Source organism: Mesorhizobium sp. WSM4836 (assembly GCF_055811815.1).
This window is the reverse complement of the sequence record NZ_JBVVQF010000008.1, coordinates 128,236-152,903: the sequence shown is the minus strand read 5'-3', so window position 1 is coordinate 152,903 and position 24,668 is coordinate 128,236. Positions and strand designations below refer to the sequence as shown.

19 protein-coding genes are annotated in these 24,668 nt (G+C 58.9%); 9 read left to right on the top strand and 10 right to left on the bottom strand.

Features of this window, described 5'->3' with window-relative positions:
• Positions 1-95: 95 nt before the first annotated feature.
• Positions 96-878 carry a Crp/Fnr family transcriptional regulator gene (locus AC0L2P_RS12510; protein ID WP_473501524.1) on the top strand — a complete coding sequence of 261 codons (783 nt, stop codon included), beginning with the start codon at positions 96-98 and terminating at the stop codon, positions 876-878.
• Between the two features lie 115 nt (positions 879-993).
• Positions 994-2,928 (top strand): ATP-dependent zinc metalloprotease FtsH, encoded by a 1,935-nt coding sequence (ftsH, locus tag AC0L2P_RS12505; RefSeq protein WP_473501523.1) that lies wholly within the window; start codon positions 994-996, stop codon positions 2,926-2,928.
• An 84-nt stretch (positions 2,929-3,012) separates the two neighbouring features.
• Here the strand turns inward: ftsH and AC0L2P_RS12500 are convergent, their stop codons facing one another.
• The 7 genes from AC0L2P_RS12500 to AC0L2P_RS12470 all read right to left on the bottom strand — a co-directional run bounded on the left by AC0L2P_RS12500 (position 3,013) and on the right by AC0L2P_RS12470 (position 10,863).
• Complete coding sequence (locus AC0L2P_RS12500) at positions 3,013-3,870, bottom strand: protein-L-isoaspartate O-methyltransferase family protein (RefSeq protein ID WP_473501522.1); 858 nt, start codon at positions 3,868-3,870, stop codon at positions 3,013-3,015.
• Between the two features lie 176 nt (positions 3,871-4,046).
• Positions 4,047-5,678: an ABC transporter ATP-binding protein gene (locus tag AC0L2P_RS12495; protein WP_473501521.1), complete on the bottom strand. Its 1,632-nt coding sequence runs from the start codon at positions 5,676-5,678 to the stop codon at positions 4,047-4,049.
• On the bottom strand, positions 5,668-6,552 hold the full coding sequence (locus AC0L2P_RS12490; RefSeq protein WP_473501520.1) for an ABC transporter permease: 885 nt from the start codon (positions 6,550-6,552) through the stop codon (positions 5,668-5,670). The genes AC0L2P_RS12495 and AC0L2P_RS12490 overlap by 11 nt, the downstream gene beginning before the upstream one ends.
• Positions 6,549-7,595 (bottom strand): ABC transporter permease, encoded by a 1,047-nt coding sequence (locus tag AC0L2P_RS12485; protein WP_473501519.1) that lies wholly within the window; start codon positions 7,593-7,595, stop codon positions 6,549-6,551. Before AC0L2P_RS12485 ends, AC0L2P_RS12490 begins: the two co-directional genes overlap by 4 nt.
• A gap of 100 nt (positions 7,596-7,695) precedes the next feature.
• A complete protein-coding gene (locus AC0L2P_RS12480; protein ID WP_473501518.1) occupies positions 7,696-9,303 on the bottom strand; it encodes an ABC transporter substrate-binding protein in 1,608 nt (535 codons plus the stop codon).
• Positions 9,304-9,415: 112 nt separating this feature from the next.
• Positions 9,416-9,769 (bottom strand): Rieske (2Fe-2S) protein, encoded by a 354-nt coding sequence (locus tag AC0L2P_RS12475; RefSeq protein WP_254819866.1) that lies wholly within the window; start codon positions 9,767-9,769, stop codon positions 9,416-9,418.
• 11 nt (positions 9,770-9,780) lie between these two features.
• Positions 9,781-10,863, bottom strand: coding sequence for an amidohydrolase family protein (locus AC0L2P_RS12470; RefSeq protein WP_473501516.1), 1,083 nt, complete (start codon positions 10,861-10,863; stop codon positions 9,781-9,783).
• 134 nt (positions 10,864-10,997) lie between these two features.
• Here AC0L2P_RS12470 and AC0L2P_RS12465 point away from each other — a divergent pair, with 134 nt between their 5' ends.
• The 5 genes from AC0L2P_RS12465 (at position 10,998) to AC0L2P_RS12445 (ending at position 15,785) form a co-directional block, all read left to right on the top strand.
• Entirely contained in the window at positions 10,998-11,855 is an 858-nt protein-coding gene (locus AC0L2P_RS12465; protein ID WP_473501515.1) for a LysR family transcriptional regulator, read from the top strand.
• A gap of 91 nt (positions 11,856-11,946) precedes the next feature.
• Complete coding sequence (locus AC0L2P_RS12460; protein WP_473501514.1) at positions 11,947-13,023, top strand: FAD-binding oxidoreductase; 1,077 nt, start codon at positions 11,947-11,949, stop codon at positions 13,021-13,023.
• A gap of 316 nt (positions 13,024-13,339) precedes the next feature.
• The gene (locus AC0L2P_RS12455; protein WP_473501511.1) at positions 13,340-13,996 is read left to right on the top strand and encodes a Crp/Fnr family transcriptional regulator; all 657 of its coding nucleotides are present in this window, start codon (positions 13,340-13,342) and stop codon (positions 13,994-13,996) included.
• Between the two features lie 587 nt (positions 13,997-14,583).
• Positions 14,584-15,342: a LuxR C-terminal-related transcriptional regulator gene (locus AC0L2P_RS12450; RefSeq protein ID WP_473501595.1), complete on the top strand. Its 759-nt coding sequence runs from the start codon at positions 14,584-14,586 to the stop codon at positions 15,340-15,342.
• A 122-nt stretch (positions 15,343-15,464) separates the two neighbouring features.
• The gene (locus AC0L2P_RS12445) at positions 15,465-15,785 is read left to right on the top strand and encodes a hypothetical protein (protein WP_473501510.1); all 321 of its coding nucleotides are present in this window, start codon (positions 15,465-15,467) and stop codon (positions 15,783-15,785) included.
• Positions 15,786-15,979: 194 nt separating this feature from the next.
• On the opposite strand, the gene AC0L2P_RS12440 is transcribed toward AC0L2P_RS12445, so the two are convergent.
• The gene (locus AC0L2P_RS12440; RefSeq protein ID WP_473501509.1) at positions 15,980-16,801 is read right to left on the bottom strand and encodes a LuxR C-terminal-related transcriptional regulator; all 822 of its coding nucleotides are present in this window, start codon (positions 16,799-16,801) and stop codon (positions 15,980-15,982) included.
• Between the two features lie 447 nt (positions 16,802-17,248).
• Between AC0L2P_RS12440 and AC0L2P_RS12435 the strand changes: the two genes are divergently transcribed.
• Positions 17,249-17,446 carry an aspartate/glutamate racemase family protein gene (locus AC0L2P_RS12435; RefSeq protein ID WP_473501508.1) on the top strand — a complete coding sequence of 66 codons (198 nt, stop codon included), beginning with the start codon at positions 17,249-17,251 and terminating at the stop codon, positions 17,444-17,446.
• Between the two features lie 1,300 nt (positions 17,447-18,746).
• Positions 18,747-20,468: a right-handed parallel beta-helix repeat-containing protein gene (locus AC0L2P_RS12430; protein WP_473501507.1), complete on the top strand. Its 1,722-nt coding sequence runs from the start codon at positions 18,747-18,749 to the stop codon at positions 20,466-20,468.
• Between the two features lie 1,913 nt (positions 20,469-22,381).
• On the opposite strand, the gene AC0L2P_RS12425 is transcribed toward AC0L2P_RS12430, so the two are convergent.
• Positions 22,382-23,383 carry a nucleotidyltransferase family protein gene (locus AC0L2P_RS12425; protein WP_473501506.1) on the bottom strand — a complete coding sequence of 334 codons (1,002 nt, stop codon included), beginning with the start codon at positions 23,381-23,383 and terminating at the stop codon, positions 22,382-22,384.
• A complete protein-coding gene (locus tag AC0L2P_RS12420) occupies positions 23,380-24,552 on the bottom strand; it encodes a PqqD family peptide modification chaperone (protein WP_473501505.1) in 1,173 nt (390 codons plus the stop codon). Before AC0L2P_RS12420 ends, AC0L2P_RS12425 begins: the two co-directional genes overlap by 4 nt.
• Positions 24,553-24,668 lie beyond the last annotated feature (116 nt).

Here is a 24,668-nt window from a genome sequence, read left to right as displayed (position 1 = left end):
ATTTGTAGATAGCTGCGCCCGCCTCGTCTGCGCACTTGTGAACATTTCTCCGCGCCGGTCGTTGTAAATGCCGCCCTTTGGGGAAGAGGAGTGCGATGGAGAACCCTCGAAAACGATCGGACCCGATCGGAAACAACCTGCTTCGGGCCCTCAGAGCTGAGGACTGGGAGATCCTGCAACGGAGGCTCGAACAATGGTCGGCGCCCGCCGGGACCTTGCTGCACGAGCCAGGCGATGCAGTCCGCTACGCCTATTTCCCGCGCGGATCGGCCCTGGTCTCCTACCGCGTCGTGCTGAGCGACGGGCGAGCGATCGAGACTGCGCTCATCGGACGTGAAGGAGCGGTCGGCGGCATCGTCAGCCAAGGCAGACTTCCGGCGTATGCACGGGCCGAAGTTCAACTCGGCGGTTCATTCTTCAGGATCGACCTGCACCATCTCGAAGAGGCCAAATTGCGTTCCTTGACATTGCGACACCTGTTTGCCCGCTACGCTGATTGCCTGATGGCGCAGGTATTCCAATCCGTCGCCTGCAGCGCAGCGCATTCGATCGAACAGCGCACGGCGAGATGGCTTCTGGCCGCAACGGAACGGACGGGAGCCGAAGACCTGGCGGTGACACAGGAACAGCTTGCAACAATGCTGGGAGTAGGCCGCTCCTATCTGAGCCGGGTCATTCGCGACCTGCGGCAGCGCGGCGTCATCGAAACCCGGCGCTCCCGGCTTGCGGTACGCAGTCCAGAAGGACTGCGCTCGCTTGCCTGCGAGTGCAATGCGGCCGTCAGCCATCATTTCAACGACGTTCTGAAGGGGGTCTATCCGGCGGAGGAAAACGGCATGACGGGTTCGCCGGGCATGCCGCACAGGAAAGGACAATGACTGACCCATTATCGTCGCCGGCTGGTCTGAGCCCCCACTTTTTTGCGCCGGACCCTGTCTACACCGATGCCGCGCGGGCTGGGCGACCTATATCCGTTTCCCTCTGGAGGCTGCCATGGACATGAGCAACAGAAAGACGCAGTTCAATATCTGGTACTGGATCGCTGCGTTCGTGGGCGTGATGGTCGTCCAGTACATCTATGCCACGACGCAGCACGTCGCCCAGATACCGTACAGCCAGTTCGAGACCCTGCTGAACGCCGGCAAAATCGCCGAGGTGCAGGTTTCGGACCGCTTCATCCAGGGCCGCTTCAAGGAGCCGCAAGACGGCAGGCCGCTATTCATCACCACACGCGTCGAGCCGAACCTCGCCCGTGACCTGCAGCAACATGGTGTCACGGTGACCGGCCAGGTCGAAAGCACCTTGCTGAGCGACCTGCTTTCCTGGGTCGTGCCGGTGCTCGTCTTCTTTGGGCTGTGGATGCTGCTTCTAAGACGCATGGACGGCGGCGTCGGAGGTTTGATGCAAATTGGCAGGAGCAAGGCCAGAATCTATGTCGAAGCCAACACCGGGGTGACGTTCGACGATGTGGCGGGGGTCGACGAGGCCAAGGCCGAGTTGCAGGAGATTGTGGATTTTCTCAAGAACCCGGGCGAATACGGCCGCCTTGGAGGCCGAATGCCCAAAGGCGTGCTGCTGGTCGGCCCGCCGGGCACGGGCAAGACCCTGCTCGCCAAGGCCGTCGCGGGGCAAGCCAAGGTTCCGTTCTTCTCGATTTCCGGTTCGGAGTTCGTGGAGATGTTCGTGGGGGTCGGGGCCGCGCGCGTGCGCGATCTTTTCGAACAGGCGCGGTCCAAGGCTCCCGCGATTATCTTTATCGACGAGCTCGACGCGCTTGGCCGCGCCCGCGGGACCATGGTCGGCGGCCACGACGAGAAGGAGCAGACGCTCAACCAGCTTCTGGTCGAACTCGACGGTTTCGATCCACAGATCGGCGTCGTGCTGCTGGCCGCGACGAACCGTCCTGAAATCCTCGATCCGGCACTTCTGCGCGCCGGCCGTTTCGACCGCCAGGTGCTCGTCGACCGGCCGGACAAACAGGGTCGCATCAAGATCCTGCAGGTGCATATGAGCAAGGCCAAGCTGGCGACCGATGTCGATGCGGAAAAGGTCGCCGCGCTGACGCCCGGGTTCACCGGTGCCGACCTGGCCAATCTCGTGAACGAGGCGACGTTGCTCGCCACGCGCCGCAAGGCGGATGCAGTAACGATGGAGGATTTCAACAATGCGGTCGAGCGCATCGTCGCGGGACTGGAGAAACGCAACCGGCTCCTGAACCCGAAGGAGCGCGAGATCGTCGCCTATCATGAAATGGGTCATGCGCTGGTAGCCATGGCACTGCCTGGCGTCGATCCGGTGCACAAGGTGTCGATCATACCACGCGGCGTCGGCGCGCTCGGCTACACCATCCAGCGTCCGACCGAGGACCGCTTCCTGATGACACGCGAGGAGCTGGACAACAAGATGGCGGTGCTGCTCGGCGGCAGGGCGGCCGAATGGATCGTATTCGGCCATCTGTCCACCGGAGCCGCCGATGATCTCGCCAAGGTGACCGACATAGCGCGCGCCATGGTGACGCGTTACGGCATGTCGGCAAAACTCGGGCACGTGGCGCTGGAAAAGGACCCACGCTCGTTCCTGAGCCCCAACCCGCTCGCCGGCGGCCCGCGCGAGCACGATTACGGCGAAGCCGCCGCCGATGCCATCGACACGGAAATACGCGACATTGTGGCGGCCGCGTTCGAACGAACCGTCAGCCTGCTCACCGAGCGGCGCGACGTGCTGGAAAGGGCGGCACGCAGGCTGCTCGAGACCGAGACGCTCGACGAGACTGAGCTTGCGTCGCTGGTCGGAGACGTCTCGGCGGCGGATCGTGCTGTACGGGAAGGTTCCAGTCCGTCTTCGGACAAGAGGAAGCCTGCGCTGCAGCCGGCCAGGACCGCGGCTGCGATCCCCACGCGCGGATCGGGGAAATTTCGGACGCAATGATGTTTCGGACTGCTTCCGACCGCATAGAGCGCTCGTGCAAAGCCGTGCCGCACGCCACGACGGTGACACGCAATCGACATCAAACTAGGCTTTCGAAATCCAGTATGTGTCGGTCACCAACCAAGCGTTCTCGAGGCCATTTTTTGGTCGCCCTCGGTGATATTGCGCGAGACGGGTGACCTTGCCTCGCGCAGCCTTGAGGGCGTCCATCAAGGCCTTTTCTTCGTCACTGCGCCTGGCTCCGCTGCAGGGGTAAAACCCGCATGGCACAAGTGATCGTACGGGAAACGTATCGCCAGCCCTTTCCAGAAGCATCATGAAACCTCGTCGGTCTTCACCTGTGAACGGCAATGCCATCCGGCCAGCGTCGGACAAATTTGAAAGCCACCGTTCCGGCACATGCGTCACTCCGGCAAAGGCGACCACGACATTGAGGTCTGGCAGATCAATCGCCTGCGTTGCATCACCGGACGTCACTTCGACATGCGCATAATGAGCAAGATTGCTTTGCGCGCGCCGGGCTAGTTCTTCGTCGATCTCATAGGCGATCACGCGTCCTTGAGAACCCGTCAGTTCAGCGAGGATGGCGGTGAAATAGCCGACACCTGCGCCCACCTGAAGGACGGTCTGGCCGGGAGTGATATTCAGATGGTCGAAAACCAATGCCCAAAGCGACGGCAAGCCGCTGTTTAGTCCGCGTTTTTCGTCAAGCAAGACCAGAACGTCGTGGTAAATCTCATGAACTGCGGCTGAAGGGCTCGTGTGGACCGCCCCGATTTGCAATCGCGAATGGATGCGCCATGGTCCGTTGCCAAGGTAGTGTTCGCGCGGAATCTTTGCGAAGGCCTCGATGACCGCAGGATTGTGCAAGACGGGTGACGCGACACGCAGGTCTTCGGCAAACCAACGGCGCGCTTCACTGGCATGGGTTCTTGTGGGCATGGAATATCGGCTCCCGGTTTGCGCGTACCGAGTCATGCTCTCAGAAAATCGAACGGCGGCAAAGGGCACCTGTCCCCCCATGGACGGGGCGATACGCGCTGTCCGTTTGCGATCAAGTGCGGTTTGGCCGAGCGCCTTCCGCGAGACTGTAAACCGTAGAACACTCTGCCGGACGATCACATCCTTCGGCTGGCCAGCAGCTTTGTGAGCCAGTCCGGATCCATCTCCGGCACGGAGGATAAAAGCCGTTCAGTATAGGGGGGATGCGGCGGCGTGAGAATTTCGCTCTTTAACCCCTGCTCAACGACTTTCCCTTGGTGCATGACCACAATCTCGTCGGCGATCGCCCGCACGGTGGCAATGTCATGGGTGATGAAAATGTAGCTCATGGCGAGCTCGCGCTGAAGCCGCATCAAGAGCTTCAGGATTTCCTCCTGCACTATCTGGTCGAGGGCGGATGTGATTTCGTCGCAGATGATGAGTTCCGGATCGGCGGCCAACGCCCGGGCGATGCAAACGCGCTGCTTCTGGCCCCCCGACAGTTCGGCCGGCAGACGATCCAGGTAAGTTTCGCTCATCTCGACCATGTGTATGAGTTCGCCGATCCGCCGATCCCGCTGCGCTCCCTTGAGGCCAAGATAGAATTCAAGCGGCCGAGCTATGACTTCTTCGACCGTCTGGCGCGGATTTAGCGCGTTGTCGGGCATTTGATAAATCATCTGTATGCGACGCAGTACCTCTTTTGGGCGCGTCTTCAGGGTCTTGGAAAGGGCCTGGCCGGCAAAGGAAATTGACCCCGAAAGCGGCGGCAACAGGCCGGTAACGACGCGCGCGAGCGTCGATTTCCCGGAACCGGATTCGCCGACCACAGCCACTGTTCTTCCACGCGGAACTTTGATGGAAACATCCTGGAGCACCTTGACCGTCCGCGCGTAAGCCGCGGTGACCTTGTCTATGGTAAGCAGATATTCATCAGCCGGAACTTCGGGCTTGGCGAGCTTGCGCACGGCCCAGAGCGTTTTGGTATATTCCTGGCTGGGCGAAGCGAGCATCTGGCGCGTTTCTGCCTCCTCCACGGTAAGTCCATCGCGCAAAACCATGATGCGATCCGCCATTTGCGCCACCACCGCCAGATCATGCGTCACATAGATTGCAGCGGTGTTGAATTCCTCCACGATGTTGCGAATGGAGGCGAGAACTTCGACCTGCGTCGTCACATCGAGCGCCGTCGTTGGCTCGTCGAAGACGATGAGGTCCGGACGGCAAGCCATTGCCATTGCGGTCATTGCCCGTTGCAACTGTCCGCCGGAAACCTGATGAGGATAGCGAAAGCCGATGGTCTCGGGATCTGGAAGCTGAAGACGCCGATAAAGATCGACGGCACTCCGGTTCGCTTTCTCTCGGCTGGCAATCCCATGCGCCACCACAGTTTCGACAGTCTGGTCGAGGAGCCGGTGGGCCGGATTGAAAGAGGCTGCGGCGCTTTGCGCGACATAGGCGATACGGGAGCCTCGGAGGCGACGCCGCCCTGTTTCGCTGAGTGCCAGAAGATCGATCCCGTCGAACAAGATCGAGCCCTGTGTAATACGGCAGCCCGGCTTGGCGTAACCCATCGCGGCGAGGCCAATGGTGGACTTGCCGGCGCCTGACTCGCCGATCAGGCCAAGAACCTCCCCCCGCTTCAGCGACAGATCGACCCCGCGGACAATGGGATGCCACCGCTCGTCCGAGAAACCCTCCACATGCAGATTGCGGATCTGAAGCAGATCCTTGCCTTTTTCGCGCGAGGCCGGATCGCTACCTTTCATCGCGCAACCCGCTTGTTGCGTGCAGGAACCAGTCGACGACGAAATTCACGGAGACCGTGAGGAGAGCGATGGCGCCGGCCGGCAGCAGAGGCGTGACATCACCGTAGGTGATCAGGGTCGCATTCTCGCGCACCATCGACCCCCAATCAGCGGTCGGCGGCTGAATACCGACGCCCAGGAAGGACAGTGCCGCGATCGTGAGAAATACGAAGCAAAATCGCAAGCCGAACTCCGCGACCAGCGGCGGCATCACGTTGGGAAGGATTTCCTTGGCGATGATCCATTTCGGGCCTTCGCCGCGCAATCGCGCCACTTCGACATATTCCATCACTGCCACGTTAAGCCCGACGGCGCGCGCGAGCCGAAAGACGCGGGTGGAATCGAGCAGCGCTATGATGATTATCAGGCTGGTGATCGACGAGCCGAAGATCGAAAGCAGCACCAGGGCGAAGATCAGGCTTGGGATCGACATCAACACGTCCACCGCACGCGACAGTATCTGGTCGAGCCATCCCCTATACAATGCGGCTAGAAGGCCGAGGGAGACGCCGACCGCGAAGGACAGCAGCGTGGTCGCCACAGCGATACCGATGGTGTTGCGCGCACCGTAAATCAAGCGTGTGAGCATATCGCGGCCGAGCTGGTCGGTTCCCAGTTTGAACTGCTGGCTCCACGGTGCGAAGGCTTCGCTGAAGACCTGTGTTTCGCCGTATGGGGCGATCCAGTGCGCGAAGACCGCAACGATGACATAGCCGATGATCACAAGGATGCCGAACCAGGCACTGAAGGGTGCCTTCTTCAGCGCCGTTTTGGCCCGGGTGGCGCGCGAGCGCCTCAGCCTGTGAACCTGAGTGAGGGGTTCGTAGCTGGTCATCGTGGATGCAAGAGCCTGGGATTGGTGGCGATGGAAATGATATCGGCGGTCAGATTGAGGAGGATATAGGTCGCCGCAAAAATCAAGGCGCAAGCCTGGACAACCGGAACATCCCTTGATTTGACCGCGTCAACCATCAGCTGACCGATGCCGGGATAGACGAACACCACTTCGACAACGACCACTCCGACGACGAGATAAGCAAGATTGAACGCCACCACCGTGACGATCGGAGCCCATGCGTTGGGCAAGGCATGCCTGAGTACGATGGCGATGGGCGACATTCCCTTGAGACGCGCCATGTCGATGTAGGGGCTTGCCAGCATGTTGATGATCGCCGCTCGTGTCATTCTCATCATGTGCGCCACGATGACGAGCGTAAGCGTGGTCGCCGGCAAGGCCACTCTCCAGACATGCTCCCAGAACGGGGTCTGGTCGTTCACATTCGACAATGTCGGGAACTTGGGAACTGCGTTGAGTATCCAGTTCAGTGACACTGCGAGCCAGTGCGGTAGGGATTGTGCGAACTCGGATCCGATGAACGTGTCGCGCGAGATGACGAGATAGGCAAGCATATAGGCGACGAAAAACTCCGGGAACGAAATGGTTGTCAGCGTCACTGCGTTCACCAGCCGGTCGAACCAGCCATTGCGGTAGAGCGCAGCGAGGATGCCAAGTCCCAGGGCCAGCGGAACTGCGATCAGCGCGGTCATCGACGCGAGGAACATCGTATTGTAGAGGCGTGGCGCGATGATCTCGGCGACGGTGCGCCGATATCCGGTGCGGCTCGCGAACGAAGAGCCGAAATCACCCTGGAGCATCTGCCCGACCCAGACGAGGTAGCGCTCGACGGGCGGACGGTCGATACCAATTTCTCGCTGGAAGGCGGCGACCGTTTCGGGTGTCGCGGATTGCCCGAGCGTCGCCTTGGCGAAGTCGCCCGGCAGCATTGCAATCGCCGAGAAGATAATGATGGACACGATGAACAGCGTGACCAGGCCGAGGCCAAGGCGCTGCAGAACCGTTCTTGCGACGGGGTTCATTTGCACGCGTTTCCCGTTGCCGCCGCTGCCCTGCCCCACCCGGCAGGGCACGCCGAGACGAACCGGACCCTCGCAACCGTCGCGCGTCCGGCCCGCACTCTCACGCAGTGGCGATCCACCAGCGTTCGGCCATCTTCAATCCATCGTTCTCCCAGTTCGGCGCCACTTCGCCATGTGCGAGCTTATTGGATTTGGCGCTGACGAAATTGTTGAAGACCAGCACGATGCTGCCCCCATCATCATGGGTCAGCTGCTGCATCTCGGCATACATTGCCGCCCGCTTTGCCTCGTCCGTCTCAGCGCGCGCTTGGGCAAGCAACTCATTGAAGCGGGGATTTTTCCAGAACGACTCGTTCCAGCTGGAGTCTGCGGCGAAAGCTTGCGTGAACATCCAGTCGGCCGTCGCGCGACCGCTCCAATAGGAAGCGCACCAAGGTTTCTTGAGCCAGACATTGTCCCAATAGGCGTCCTCGGCCTCACGCACGACGTTTACGTCGACGCCGCACTGGGCTGCCGTCTCGCGGATGAGCGCAGCCGCGTCCACCGCGCCGGCAAAGGCGGCATCGGCGACCGAGAGGTCCACCTTTAGTTTTTCCATCCCGGCCTTTTTCAGATAATGCTTGGCTTTTTCCGGATCGAAACTGTGCTGCGGCTGCGGATTCGTAGCGAATTTGATCGCTGGCGCGATCGGGTTGTCGTTGGCCACAGTGGCGTGGCCGAGAAAGATCTTATCGACGATCTCCTGACGGTTGATCGCCCATTTCAAAGCCATTCGGACGTCCGGATTGTCGAACGGCGCCATCGTGACATTCATCGGCAAGGTATAGTGGCCATAGCCGGTGACCTCGACGATCTCCACCTTGGGGTTGCGTTTCAACATGCCGAGGGTCTTGAGGTCGGCGCGGCCAATATAGTCCACCTCCCCTGTCGATAGCGCGGCCATGCGAGCGGCGAGATCAGTGATGGCGATGAACTCCACCTCGTCGAGATAGGGCTTGCCGTTCTTGAAGTAGTTCGGATTGCGCTTGAGCTTGGCCGATACACCGGGCTGGAAATTCTCGAGCACGAAAGCACCGGTGCGAACGCCGGATCCCCAATCCGCCTTGCCGTCCTTGGCCGGCATGATGACCAGATGGTAGTCACTCATGATGTAAGGGAAATCGGCATTGCCGCTCTTCAACGTGAAGACAACCGTCTCCGGGCCGTCCGCCTTGACGCTGGCGACGGGCTCAAGCAGCGGCTTCGCTGCCGATTTGGTTTCGTCGCCCATATGATAGCGCAGCGAAGTCACGACATCGTCCGCCGTCACATTCTTGCCGTTGTGGAAGGTTGCGCCCTTGCGCAGCTTGAAGACCCAGGTTTTGGCGCCATCGGATGATTCAAAGCTCTCGGCCAGGTCCGGCTGGACGTTGCCTTTCGCGTCGACCTCGGTGAGGCTGTTGGACATCGAGCCCGAGAACGCGGTTTGTGTGAATGTGTCCAGGTAACCGGCCGGATCGATCGAATCCGTCGTTGCGCCATGTGCCATGCCGAGCTTCGCAAAGCCGCCCTGCAGCGGTTCGGCCCGGGCCGTGCTGACGAAGAGCTTGTCCGCGGCGGTGAGCGTCAGCCCAGCGGCCAGCCCAAGATGAATGAAGTCGCGACGGGAAATCTTGCCGCGGCCAATGTGGCTTTGAGCGATACCAAGCTTGTATTCAGATTCTGACATTTGACTCTCCCATTGCGGATTTTCCGCGTTATTGTTCGTCAAGCACCTGTGAAGAAATCTGCTCTTCAGCCGCGATCACCCTTTCTTCTGACCGCGCAAATCCGCACCCCGATCAGGCTGTCACATAGATGCTGCCCGCCTCGACGGTGACTGGAAATGTGCGCGCGCGAACGGACGGATCGACCAGGGCCGCGCCTGATTTGATGTCGAATTCCCAGCCATGCCAGGCGCAGCGCACGATCTCGTTTTCGCGGTGATAGATGAATTGCGCCTCTTCGACCGGTGCAGTTGTTCCGCATTGCGGCCCCTCGCAAAGCGGAGCGCCGCGGTGCGGACAAACGTTCAGCAGCGCGTGGAATGAGTCTCCGACGCGAAAGACGCCGACCGAAAGGCTGCGGATCTTGGCGATGAAGGGAGACCCTGTTTCGATCTCGTCGACGCGGCAAATGTATGTCTTCTCGGGCATCGTCTGCTTCCTCAGGCGGCATTCGCCGCTTGCGCGCGGGGAATGCGCTTGTAGACCTCCAGCGCATTCAGGCCCATGATCTTGCTCTTCCAGGCGGGAGGGATTTGCAGCGTGTTGGCGTCGTCGTAATCCCAATGCGGATAGTCGGAGGCAAACATCAGCGTGTTTTCGCCGTCCATCGCCTCGAGAGTGGACCAGAGATGCTGGAGGTTTGCGGGCTGCTCCAGCGGCTGCGTGGAAAAGCGGATGTTGCGCCGGCAATATTCCGACGGCAGCATCTTCAGCCATGGCGTCTCTTTGCGCAGCGCTTTGTAATCGGCGTCAAGGCGCCACAGTACCGACGGCACCCAGGCGACACCGCATTCGATGACCACGAAGTAGAGGTCCGGCCATTTTTCAAAGACGCCATGCGCAATCATGCTCGCGACATGTGAAATCGCCGACATGTGCAGGATGGCATGGGTTTCCCAGAAAAATGTCGTCGGGGCCGGAGCAATCGCGGTCGAATTCACGCCGCCATGGCCGCCCAGATGAATGGCAAAGGGCAGCCCCACTTCGGCACAGGCTTCGTAGATTGGATGGTAAAACGGATCGCCATAGGGCTTGACGGAGCCTTGCGAGGCAAGAACTTGAACCATGCGCGGATGATTGCCCAGGCGGCGTATCTCGGCCGCCGCGAGCTTCGGATCCTGTGGCGCGATGATGATCGAGCCCATGAAGCGGTCGTCCTTCGGCAGCCACTGGTCGATCTGGTAATCATTGTAGGCGCTGACGAGCGCGCTGGCATAATAGGGATTGGCGAGGGTAGAAGCCTCGATCGGCTCATCGCCGGTCAGGATCGCCACATCGACCTTGTACTTGTCGAGGTGCTTGTCTTTCATGATGAAATAGTTGTCGACTTCCGTTTTCGGACGGACGTCCTTGCGGGAGAAGTCCTGCGGATGAAACCAGGGACGATGGCCATGCGGGAAGGCGCCAACGGGACCTGTCTTCTCGCCTTCGACGAACATGTCCTTCCATAGGCCGGAAAGGTAAGGCTCCAATACGGTCGCGCTTGACCAGTAATTGTGACAATCGCAGTCGACTATGAACACGTTGATCAGCTCCGTAGCTTCAGCCTGGCCGATCTGCCGGCCGATTTCACCGCGTGCAGCTTCCGCCTTGAGTATTGTTTGATCAAGCTTATGATCCTGCGCAATATGATCGACTTTTTCGATCGGGAGGTCACGTGCAGCTAGATCACATCGAAACCTTTCTCGACATCATCGAGTCGCGAAACTTCAATCGTACCGCCGACCGGTTGGGGTTGACCCAGTCGACGATCAGCACCCGCATCAAGAATCTGGAGAGCGCGATCGGGTCCGAGCTCTTTCTGCGCGGGCGCGCCGGCGCTGAGCCGACGGCCGCCGGGCGGCGGTTCGAAGCCTATGCCAGATCCCTGCTGTCGACCTGGTCGCAAGCTCGACACGATGTGCGAGCGTTCAACCGTTTCGAGGGCACGTTGCGCATCGCCGCACAGGTGGGCATGACCCGCTCGGTGCTGCCAGGATGGGTCGAGACACTGTGCCAGGCGCTTCCCAAATCCTCGATCCATGTCGAGTCGGATTATTCGAACCAGATGGTCAGCGATCTAAGCATGGGAAATCTGGATATCGCCGTGCTTTATGCGCCTCGCTATCTGCCTGAGATCGCCTACGAACATCTGATGGTCGAGGAATATGTAATGGTTTCGACGGCTGCCAGAACGCTGTCCGACGTCGACCCTGAAACCTACATTCGCCCGGGCTACACCGCCGTGCTGGAAAAGACGCACGCAGAGCTGCTGGCCGAGCTGGCGATCTGCCGGCTTTCGACGGGATCGGAAACTCTGGCGGAAATCATGCTCCGACGAACCGGCGGCACCTGCTATATGCGTAGCGACGATGCGCGCAGGTTCACTGCCGAGCTCCCATCGTTCCTGGTCGAGGGAGCGCCGACGCTGCATCAGGCAGTCCACACCGCGATACTCGCGCGCCGCAAACACGAACCCATTATTCGCAAAGGCATCCGAGCTCTCCAGGTGGCCGTAATGTCACTGGAAGTTTAATCGAAATTGCCGATCATAAAGGTGGGATTGCGCGGCTGTTCAGCGGGTTTTGAAATGGCATCTTGGCTCGACTTCAAACCCGAGTTCAATGATGAATGCACACGCGGCCCTAGGAGCCCCCGGCTTCGCCCCAACAAAGCGTCATCGGCAGTGGGCACAGACCACGCCGCAGCTTGTGCTCTGCCGGCGCGTGATTGAGGAAACGCACGATGTGAAAACATTCGTTCTCACACCCGCTTCAGATCGGATGTTCTGCTTCAGCGCTGGCCAGTACGTTGTGGTGCACCTTACGATCGACAGTGCCGCGGTGACGCGCTCCTACTCTGTTTCGTCACCGCCGACGCGACCGCTCGACCTGCAGATCACCGTTAAACGGACGCCGGGCGGGCTCGTTTCGAATTGGCTCCATGACAATTTGAGGCCGGGCGATGGAATCGAGATCGAAGGGCCGCTCGGCTCGTTCAATCTCGACGATCTGCCGCACGCAAAGTCCCTCTTCCTTTCAGGTGGCAGCGGGATAACTCCCGTCATGTCGATGCTGCGCGCACTTACCGACCGCGCAGCCGACCAGGATATCCGCTTCATTCACAGTGCGAGAACGCCGGACGACATCATCTTTCGGCTAGAACTGGACGCACTTGCCGCTCGCTTTTCCAATGTTCAAGTGACTTGCATTTGCACTCAGGAAGACCCGGCCTGGGCGGGTCCAACCGGGCGAATTAACAGTGAGATGCTGCTGACCTTGGTTCCCGATCTCCACAGCCGCACGGTTTTCGCCTGTGGGCCGGAATCCTACATGAAGGCGGCGCGCGGCTGCCTCGGCGCAATCGGCCTCGCCCCTTCGCAGTATCATGAGGAGAGCTTCGGAGGCGGCAACGTTTCGCGTTCGGTATTGGCTTCAAAGGTTTCGTCTTCGGTCCGCTTCGCGCGTTCAGGCATTGCGCACCAATGCGCGACCGGAGAGACCCTGCTGGAAGCGGCCCGCCAATGTGGCGTTTACGTCCCCACCGCTTGCCAGCAAGGAATTTGCGGTACGTGCCGGATCGCCAAGCTGTCCGGCGAAGTCGTCATGGATGACCTGGGCGGGCTGACATTGGACGACAAATCGGCAGGCTACGTCCTGGCGTGCTGCAGCCGCCCCCAAGGCGACGTTTTGCTCGATCTTTAATTGTCATCCGCATCGCGGGTCAGCCTTTGCGTTCCATAGCCAAGCCACAGTGTTGGGACCGCAATGCGATTAGCGTTCCCGGGCCTGTTGTCCGGCTGCACGGAGAGTTCACCGCCACTGAACCCCTTCAAGTTAAACGCAGTTTACCTCATTCAAACAGACGAGGACAGTATGCCACCCCTCCCCTAGGGTAAGAGGTCCTTCTGTCGATTTGTTCGGGAGAAACTATTGCAAGTCGTGTGGAACAGAAGCAAGTTCGCGATTCTTCATGCAGACACTATTGGAGTTCATGTGCTCGCATCCCATAGGGGGAACGTTGTCGAAGAACGAGTGGGGGAACAACGATTTTCTCGGTGTTACCGCAAAAACCTATAAACCCCATTCGGTGATATGCCGCCAGGAGGACGACAACGGTGAGATTTTCATTATTAAATCGGGCTGGGCCATACTTTATCACGCACTGCCGGACGGAGAGCGGCAGATCATAGACACTCCCCTCAAGGGGGATGTCGTCGGTTTCCGTGGCTTGAACGGACCCTATCTTGCGTCGCTGGCGTCAATAACCGAGCTCGCTGTTTATGAAATTTCCAGTAAGGAACTGGACGAGGCCATCCTGTCGGAAGGCCGAATGGGAAAGAAGATCGCCCGCTCCCTGGCGCGCCTGAACGCCATCCTTGCCGAACATCTCATGGGTACCGGGCGGCGGAACGCGATGAGGCGCACCGCCCATTTCCTGCTCGAGTTGGAGGAGAGGCTCTCCATGGTTGGGCTGTCGGCCCATGGAAAATATGCGTGTCCCCTTGCCCAGCATGAACTAGCCGACATCCTCGGAATGACCGCGGTTCACGTCAACCGAACGTTAAGGGAGCTCCGCAAGGCCGATCTCGTCTCTTTCAAGTCAGGCTATGTAGAAGTGATCAACCGCAAGAAGCTGGTCGAAATGGCCGGATTCGATGGCGAGTATCTCAGGTAGTGGCTATCTCTCTTTAAGGCAGCGCATGGACGATCAATTTCCGCTGAAAAACGACCGTTCGCCGTCGCCGGAGCAGGTCCAGGAGACATTTTCGGGGGCTGTCGTTGGCGGGTGCGCGGGACATCTGGCGGGGCTTGCTGTCTCGAGGACAGCCGTATCCGGCCCGAGGCGGTCGAAGGTTGGGCCGAGCGGAACGCAACCCCGTTCGTGCTGGGCAAAGTGCGTCACAGCGACATCATCATTGCCGAAGGTAACACGGCGCGCCGAGGACGGCGTGCTGCTGTGCCCAGACCATGTCAACGGCACCTTCAGGAGTTTTGGTCTACCTGAATCGCCGGAGGCACCAGCATGGCATCGGTTCCCTGAAAATTACGAAAAAAGCAACCTATGTTAGAGACTGCTTATAAATAACCCCTACACTTACCCACGCTGGGTATCGCTGGGGTTAGGGAACTGAAAACGACGCAAATGGGGTAATCGAGTCTCGACCCTTCAAAACGCGCAGTACCAGACTTTCACTGCGAGAGAATGCGGAAATCATGTCGGCCAGCGCAAGGCGGCTTGTGTGGGAAAGAGGGAGTATTGACATGGGTGCCACCGCAGGACTGCACAATTATAATTCGGCCAATCAGTCAGAAATTCCGTCCGGCGGAACCGGAGTCGTCCATGGGCAGACAGGCAGGGAATGTCTCCTCATCTTGGACGGAAGGGCTCTAGACCGCGAGTGTCTCGCATCGGCTCTCGTGGACCACGAACTCGGCATGGATGTCGCCGCCTTGGGTTCCATCGAGGAATGGCGCGTCAGAAAGAGCTCGGCCCCTCCCCTTGCAGCCATACTCTTCAACCTTGGCAGTCGGAAGGTCACCGATCGTGGCATTGCCGACGAGATCAGGCATATTTCGTGCGAGTTCAAATCAGTCCCTGTGATCGTCCTGGCCGCCACCGAAGACCTTGCCCAGATACTGGCCGCTCTCGAATGCGGTGCACGCGGTTACATTCCGACCTCCGTTGGAATCGATGTCTGCGTCGAGGCTATCAACCTGGCGGCAGCGGGAGGCATCTTCGTGCCGGCGAGCAGTGTCTTTGCCATGCGGCACCTGATAGATTCGGGCAGCCGCGACACGCAGCTTTTGGCAGGCATGTTCACGCTTAGGCAGGCCGAGGTTGCGCAAGCGCTCCGGCGCGGCAAGGCGAACAAGATGATCGCCTACGAACTGAATTTGCGCGAAAGCACGGTGAAGGTCCACATCCGCAATATCATGAAGAAACTAAAGGCGACCAACCGCACGGAAGTCGCCTGCAAGGTCAACGATCTTCTCGCAGAAGGAACTCTGGCTGAGGAGTGAGCCCAAGCGTAACACTGCCCCAACTTGCGTGAGTCCCGCGGCCGCATTCGACTGCTGCCAATAAAATTAGAATCGGCAGCTGAACTGCTGTCTAGCCAGACCTCGATCGTATCGAAAATCTTGTGCTGCCTGCTCAGCAGCCCGAATCCCGTTTCGAGGAACCATTGCCTTTATTCGAGGAACCATTGCCCTTTAGTGGAGTAGGCTTCCTCGTCGATCTGGGTAAGGACCGCCACCAGTTGGTCGCACTTCCGAACCAGGAGGCCGGATTCTCCGCCTTCAACCGTTCTTATCCGGGTTTCGCTGAACGACAAACCAGAAACAGTTTTTTTCTGGCCCATTTAATGAAAAATCCCTTCGAATTCAAAATGGCAGCAAAGATCCGTCATCCTTGTGATTTTTCTCAATCACGCACAGAGTTCAAACCGTTTGAGGCGATCTAATTCGGGATCCACCGCTGTTGAGCCAGAGAGAGGACAACGGGTAAAAACACCCGGATCTAAGCGATACGCCCCTGTGATGCGGTTTCCACCGGTTCTTCGGCCATCGCCCGGAATGATTTGAGCCCATGCGTTCTTGATCGGGAACGAGGCTTCGGCAAGTGAATGCACCAGCCAGAACGAAGATCTGTCGCAGGTCATATAGGAGGACCATTGTCGAAAACGAGGTATGCATTTTTTGCTTCAAGTAGATCATGCCGATCGTGAGATTGCTGAGGTACCACCGTATCGTTCCCCGGCGCGCCGTTGCCAGACGGTGGAGTAAGCATACCATGATTCATCGCCCAAACTGCAGCCTGTGTTCGGTTGCGGACCCGAATCTTTCGAAGTATGGCTTTGACGTGTACCTTCACCGTAGCTTCGGCAATGTTGATTTCGCGCGCGATGGCTTTGTTTGACTCCCCTTGGATCAAACGGCGCAAAATACAGTTCTCGCGATTTGACAAAATTACCAGGTCTTGATCGCCACTCTCCACTTTACCTTCCACCTTTGGTAACTCATCAGCTATCGGTTCATCTTTCGAAACTTGCCTTATATCTTGAATAACCGTCGAGTTTTCCGCAGGTAGTACCGTTTGCCCAAGCATAACCAATTCGAGGGCTTTGATGAAGGTGTCGTAAGCAGCGATCTTTGTCAGATACCCGTCAGCCCCCGCATGAAAAGCTGAGACTATATCGGTCGTGCGACAGTGATCAGCTAGCGCAACGACATGGCTGGCTGGGTAAATCGCCTTAAACTCAGCAATCTGCGCGAATTCAGCTTCCGCATCAGCACCGCCGATCTCTATGATTAGCAAGATCGACCGGTGATGCGGTAGCGGCTTTTGCAGAAGGTCGTTAACAGAAGCCGTAGAGAAAAGAACACGAAAATCTTCTTCATTCAGGATTCGACTAACACCTTCTCGAAGTAACTCGCTTGGCCCGACAAGCACGGTTATGAAAGATTGCCTTGTCATCATCGCTTCTCACCCGGCGCGATTGGGATACACGCGTCGATTAGGTGCTCCACGCGCCAACCGCACAGTTTCTTTTTTAACCTTACGCCAGGAAAACCGTACACCAAAATACCCTCTTTAGGCGTAGGGCAGCATCATCGAGGCGTATCCCGAATCTTCCACCTGGGGCTTTTGGTCAAGAACCCGAGCTCGTGGTTTCACCGACTCAGCCCATCGTGGCAAAGGATTGCGCGGCCGCGAGGATTAACCGGGCTTGGTTTCCCGCGGGCCGATGAAAGAAAAACATGAGACGGCCCGTTCCGCTATGGTTACCTCGATACGATTGCCAAGACTGACGGCTTGGTCGATTCGCATCCTAATTCATCTGACGCGTCAAGCCGTAAATCAGGTCGTGCACGTAGCAGATGACGGCGCAGAACCACGGCGCCGGGGATCCTGGAATGGACCCAGTTGCGCCTAAAGTCGTGCATTCCGGTTGCCGGGATCGCCGAGGCAGGAATCATCGAAGCGGCAAGCGACGGTCTCCGATTCTCGGTCGTGACGACTACACCAGGCCTGGTCTTGGCTATTCATGAGCGGGTGGCCAAATATGGTTACGAGGCTCTCTTACCGGCGAGCGACTTACACGAGGCGACGTTGTCGGACTAATGGATCCCGTCCGCCTTGAAGCGGGCCTGGTTCGCGCGTGTTAGGCTGCTATCTCGGAGGGTGCGGCAGAGGCAATCGTCATCGGTGGCGGACCGCTTGCCGTGCAGGAAGTCGCATTGCGCTCGCGCTTCTCAATTCCGATCATCGAGCCTGTCCCAGTTGCTGTCAGATTGGCGGCAGCACGCCGCCCGGGCGCATATCAAAATTGTCCCCTAGACGGCACGGTCTCGCACATTTTGCTGCCGCCAAAAACCACATTGTCATAGTCGGCTCACAGGGCGTTGCCCTCAGGTTCTCCCGAGTTGGAAAATTGACGTTACCGGCCCAAACGTTCGAACGAAGGACCTTTGCCAAACTCCAATGGCAAAGATTGGCGCGCCAAACGGCTGCTCATAAAACCAACGAGCGGTGATCATGACCGATGCGGCCCATTCGCGCAGTCCGATGGACATGATCTTCCATGGCTGGTCGAGGAGCTTGTTCCTTGCGGCGCAGCAATGATTGAGGATCTCGTCGTAGTCCTTGAATATACGGTTGGAGAGCCCCTTATTATGAATTGCCGCACGTTTGAGTTCCGGTGAGCGGGCGGCATGAACATCAGGGTGATGTTGTCCGGCACCTTGAGTTTCCGCGTCACATGCGATCGGGCCTGATCAGGATCAGCACCGCATGCGCCGTCGTCGGCGCTCCGACTGATCTCGGCGAGGTGCTGCCGCGTCGCCTCGGTATCGCAATAGGGCAAACGCCGCGCCCTTCCGGGGCAGACGGCCCCGCTGGTCGAACCAGTGGGCGAATTTCACACAGTAGCTTCGCCAGTTGCTGCGAATCCAGCAAGGCTCGGCAGGCGTTTCCAGTTCGGCGATGTCGCGAAGGCGCTCACCAAATCGCGCGCAAGCTGCCCCCGCCCGCGTGACGATTGCGGGAAGCCGTTGCAGTTGCTCACGCCGATGGCAGCGTGCAGGTGGGTCATTCGGTAATTGTAGCCGAGTTCAGGCTAGCCATCGTAGATCACCTGTTTCGAGCTGTGCTCCTCGGGGGTAAGGTCACACGTGATCCGAGATACTAGGCGACATCTGCAATTCGAGGTAGGCGCAAGCTTGAACGCAGCGCCGATCGCCCGGGAGAGTCTCAGTATAGCCTTATCCGCGCCGTATTATGGTCATGAATGTTAGCATTATATCTCCAAATGAAATTCCTGGTTGTATTTCCCGAATTTTCGTTAAGACGATAGATTACTCGTTTATTGTCGATGAATGTCCTTCGAGATACTTGCGTTATTAATGTTTAACTGGAGAAACACATGACGACCGAGGCTCCCATTTCCACCGCTTCCACGTCGGCGGGTCTTACCTACACCACCACACCGATCCATTCGGAGTATGATGGCCAGGTGATTGAAAATCTTGACATCTACGTCACCAACGGGGACGCGGTCACGATTACGCACGACAATGTCATCCTGCGCAATTGTCTTATTCATCACGTCGAAGGTGACGGGGTGATGGTATCGGGCGCAAACGGCGTCACGATCGAGAACACCGAGGTGATCAACGCCGACCCGCCGGCGGGAATCGACCCCGAGACGAGCCCGAACATCAACAACATCAACGCAGAAAACGCCTCGAACCTGACCGTTCATAACACCACGGTGCGGGAAGGCTCGACTGGCATCTATCTCGTGAACTCGCCCGGCGCGAATCTTTCACACGTCGATGGCTACGACTTCCACGGCCCAATGCCGCGCGGTCAGTTCGTCCAGTTCAACAACTCGGGCAATAGTTCGCTAACCGACTTCTATGCCGTAAACGACGCCGGCAGTTCGCATCCTGAGGACATCGTCTCGGTATACGGCAGCCCGAATACGACGATCTCAAATGGGGTGATCGACGGTAACAACTCTCAGACCGGCGTGGCCGTTATGTTCGAGAACGGATCGACCGGCGGCAGGGTGGATCACGTTGATGCCATCCATCAGGGCAATGGCGCGTTTTCTTCCTACGCGAGCGATGTGACCTTCGATCACACGAGGTCGTTCGACGGTATCGATGAGGATCAAGGCCGCGGGCTTCCCTCGTCGAATGGACTGATCTGGAATGTAAGCTCCGGCGGGGTCAGCGTCCTGAACTCGAGCTACACCAACCCTGGCAATCCCAACAACATCATTTGGGACGCGTCAAAGGCCGTCGTAGCCGATGTGCACGAGGATCCCACCGCCACCCCAGTGGCACACGTCGATAACCAGTTCACCTGGGACTACGCAGGGGATAGCTCGACCGACACGGTCACGGGCGCGAGCGTCACTCCCCCGACCACTGGCTCGACCGGGACCGATACTGCGTCTGCAACCGGGACTATCCCTCCTTCCGGCAACACCAGCGATGGCACCTTGTACGGCACCAGCGGCGCCGATGTATTGCATGGCACCAGCGGCCACGCGATGATCGGCTATGGCGGCAACGACACTTACTATGTCGATAATGCCAGCGAGAAGGCGGTTGAGGCAGTGGGCGGCGGCGACGACAGTGTAATCGCCTCGGTGAACTATGCGCTTTCGGCCGGCTCGGAGATCGAGCATCTCGCCACCAACGACCCGTCCGGCACGAAATCGATGAGCTTCACCGGCAACGAGTTCGCCCAGACCATCGAGGGAAATGCCGGCAACAATGTCATCAACGGCGGGCTCGGCGCCGACGCCTTGACCGGTTACGGAGGCCACGATGCCTTCTCGTTCAATACGGCTCTTGGAGCCGGCAATGTCGACAAGATCACCGACTTCAAGCGCTCCCAGGATACGTTCCATCTCAGCGATACCGTTTTTGCCGGGCTTCAGTCGGGAGGGCTTCCGTTCAAAGCTTTCTTTGTTGGTGCAGCCGCGCATGACAGCTCCGATCATATCATCTACAACAGTGAAACCGGGGCGGTCTCTTTCGACAGTGACGGAGCCGGCGGCGCATCTCAAACGCAGTTCGCCACCCTTTCCCCACATCTGTCGCTTACCGCAGCCTCGTTCTATGTGACCTGAAGGACTGCGAGGGGAACTAACATCCGGCGAGGGGCTGCCCTGGCCAAATAAGGACTGGATCACAGTACCTCAAAGCCATGATCCCGAACCGAAGGTCAGCGTACCAAAAGGGGAGCCCGGTATGGACTTCCATCCCGATGTCGTCGGGATGGAACAGACTCGAGTTGTGAGCTTTCCGTAGTTGTCCGTGCGGACCGATGCTCGCCGATCCGGTTATGCCCGTGGTGCGGGCATCTTTCACCGGCGTTCACGATTTCATCCTGGAGCTGCACGAGGGCTATGACGTGTCGACTGGGTCATTGCCGGCGCCTGGGTCGCCGGCGTCGCGATTGCGCGACTTGGCTTCTCATCGAACGGATACCCTGATCCTTGAAGCAGCGGACGCCTCGGCACTGAGACAAGTTCGTGCAGTTCCGGTATCCATGCGGGCATTACGATCCGGTCGGATCGCTAAAGGCCCAGATCTGCGTAGCGGGTCGGGAACAGCTCCATCGTCACTGCGAGGAGCCGCCGATTCGGCATGCGCCGCGGCAAGCCTTATAGCCGCAGGAAACCGGTGCTTGCTTCTCTCCAGTCAAACGCGTCCGGTTGCGCCGCGGGAGCACCCGTCTATCGGCCAACCTACAATTGACCGCCTGGCGGGCTGTCCCTCTCCTAACCAGCAGGAAGGCAGATGCGCGGGCAACCAGAGCCCACAGCCCCGCCTTTTCCACGGCAGCCTACCCGATCGTACTTCGGCTCTCTCGTCGACATCTTGCGCCATCGCGAGCCGTTCGTAGCATGCCGTCAGGCCGCTTTGGGAACGGCCGACGGTAGCGCCGGCGGCTCGGGATAGGCCCGCTGCTACGGTCATGGTGCACCGGTATCCCCGAGGAAGGGCTCGGTTACTCCGTCAGCGCGGGCAAGCGCGGCGGCACCCTTCTTGCGATGTCCAAGTTTCTGCGCATGGCCCATTCAGACGGCCATTATGGGAGTCGGTGCCTACCTGGCTATTAACCAGGAAATCTGCGGGGCGCCCTGTTTGCGGCGTCGCTGGTCGGGCGCCGGCGCTACGTTCGGGCCGACGAGCGCCGGCAGCAACTGGTCACGACTGCCGAGACAAGTCGCCAAGCTCGCCGAAGCTGGCGAAAAGCTGCACGTGCAGATGACGTGCCCAACCGACGGAACGCGCACCGCGGACCGGGAGCGTTGTCGGTAAGGTACACACGATAGGAGCCGTCGGTTCGCGCCGGCGAAACCTTGATGGAGATCATCCCCTGATGACGACACTCTGACCGTCCGGCGAAGAGCCGCCGGTCGAAACGCGTGAGCCCTACTACGAATGAAAGGTTTCCGTGCAGGTCTCTCAGTTCCCCGAACAGGTCCGCGAGAAACTTAGGCCCGGCATGCCGGCGGAGGTGATCGTTGCGACCGGCGCGCGGACCGTGCTGTCCTACTTGAGCAACCTCTAACGGACGCGTTCAGTCTCGGCATGCGCTGCTGACATCCTTGCGGTCGACCCTTTCTTAGACGGGATCAGGATAGACCGCAGAGACGCGGAACGGTCAGAACGACCAAAGCAACCATTCTAAGGATTGCGGCCAGGAGGACCAGAGTGGACGTGGTTCGTGTCGCCCCATCCGTTCCCGGGACGTGCGCCATGCGATGCGGCAATAGCTTGCGAGTTTAAGCTCGTGCCAAGCAACAGAGCAATGGAGGGAGGTGTTACAACAGCAAAACGCCCGGCATTCTTTAAAAATTCACGACGCGCCTGTTCCTCCGGGGCATGGTTGCCTGTCTTTCCTTTGGAACACTTCCCGCTCTTCATCGAATGTACTCCCATCCTTGAGTAACAACTCCAACGCTCTAATTTGGCATATGCCTTTCGGGAAGACAAGGCGCCATCAAGATACAGTTCAGGAAATTAAGTATTACTACACTTTTGACCCGAGATCGCCGTCAAGGAGGATGCTGGTTGCGCGGCGTCCAAAGTCGAGCGGACTCCGTCCGCCCAAGCCATCGCCATGTAGGAGTCGCCACATACCCCACAGCGAATTGCCGACCAGGCGCAATGGAACGCCGAGGATGGGATGGTACAAGGGGAAGACGCGCCGCCAGTGTTGAAAGCGAACCAATGGACGCCGCACATATTGCGCCGGTGCTCTGACGCCAAAGAAGTGACTCAAGGCCAAGAGTTGAGTATCGAACGCATTCCGCGCGCTCTGATCGGGCAAGGATGTTCGGAGCACCGCCCAATCCAGCTTATGCTGTTCCACCAGCCGCGCCAGATCATAAAGGTGGCGAAAGTCGGTCCTTCCGCGCCAGTAGTCCGCCTCTTTGATGAGATCATGCATGATCCAGTGGAGGGCCCTCGACTGTGGGGCGGGGATTTTCGCCCTAAGGCCGTGACGGCGTGCAAGCCTCGGGGGCTCGCGGTCAATCTCCCGGTACGGCCGGAGCTCCAGGAGACCGACATCTTGCGGGCGCGCCATGCCACCGGCGATCGTCACTTCGGCGTAGCCAAGCTTGGCAAGACAAGCCCGGGCAGCCCCTTCTTTGGTCGTTTCCACAGCGAAGTCGAGATCGCTCATGATTCTGTCGGGAACCCTGCCGCTCGACGAAAGGAACAAGGGAACGGCCCCTTTGAGCAGGACCGGAACGATGCCCCCCTGATTGAGGGCAGCAACGGCTTCATTCAGCTGCCAGCGCAAGCGCAAATTGCGGTCCCGGTTGCAGCGGTAAATGAACTGAAGATACTGGCCCACGTCTTCGGGGAGGTGGTCAAGCTGGCCCGTGTGCGCAAGACTGGCGAACAAAACGGGCGTAAGCAGAGTGTGGTTGGCGAGTGCAATCACCGACAGCCAGTCGGCCGTTACCACCAGGCGGCCGTTAAGTCCCGCGATTAGGGCCTCGAGCGCATCCCCGGTGGGCTTCATCGGCACGCCGCCTTCAGCAGTTCCAACGCGTCATCCAATTTGGCATAGGTCAGGCAAAAGCCCTGTGCCGATCGGATGACTTGGCAAAGAACGTCGAACGCGGTGCTGCTTAGCTCTTTATTCCGGGCAAAGGCGCCGTTCAGCAAGCCAGCCAGGATGTCGGTCGGGTCAATCACCCGCAGGGAAGGTTTGGCATCCTGCGTCCGACAGAGCAAGACCACCCAGCCCACTGGCCGGGGAACGGGAGGGACATGATCCTTAGGCACAAGAAAACGCACGCGCCTGCGATCGGGGCGCCGGTATACCGGAGACCTGCCGAGTTCGGGGAAATAATGTCCGAGAATGGACCATGATCCCGATTTGACTGCAGGCGCAAAAGCAAGGCCGATACCTTGTCCGGCCGAGTCGAGAAGTGTCACATCGTCTGCCGCGAAGCCAAACCCCGCCTGAACCAGCGCCAAGGTCAGCGTCGTCTTGCCCGAGCCAGGGTTACCACAAAGGAGGAGCGCGCAGCCGTTCTTGAACAGCGCTGCCGCATGCAGGGCGAGTTCATATTCGCTGTGCCCAAGCACTTCGGCCAGCAATTGCCCTTTGACCATAATGGGTATCTCGTCTCGACCACAGGAATCAGTCCAGTGGCCATCCCGGAACAGGTGGATCCGCTGCCCACGCTCAACCAGATGGAATAGGACGTCGACGGCCCTGTTTCGAACTTCGAGATGCTCAAATACGGTCGCGGCCGGAAAGGCGACGGCAGCCGGATACAGTATGCGCGCACACACGCCTGGAACAGCAACGACTTGGCAGATATGGTGATGAGCTGCGGTTGGGCACGGCGGTGGAGCAGGCTGGATTAGGCCGAGCCGTTCCCAGTCTTGAAGGGCAGCCTCGACATAGCCATAGGCCTCTTGCCTATCAACGCCACGGGCTGCCATCTCGCCCAAGATAGCCTGGATCGGCACGCCTTCTTCAAGCGAGCGCCAGATATCCGCCGCAGTGTCATTGAGCGCAAAGACTACCCCCTGCGTTGAACTGAGCAGGATATTTTGCCCTTTGATGCATGCAAGCCGACCTTGGGGAACTAACCTCGCCGTAGCATACTCGACAAGGGGAGGCCCCGCGGTTCGGTCAGTGGTTCGGGTTTGTTGCGGGCTCACAGAAGCCGCCATCCTCGTTTGTCTGGGCGTGGAGATCGTTCGATTCGAGTGGAACTCACGACCAGAGAGACACGATCTTTCTTCAATCGTTCGAGTCATAGCATTCCCCCTCCGCTCCCAAAGCGGTA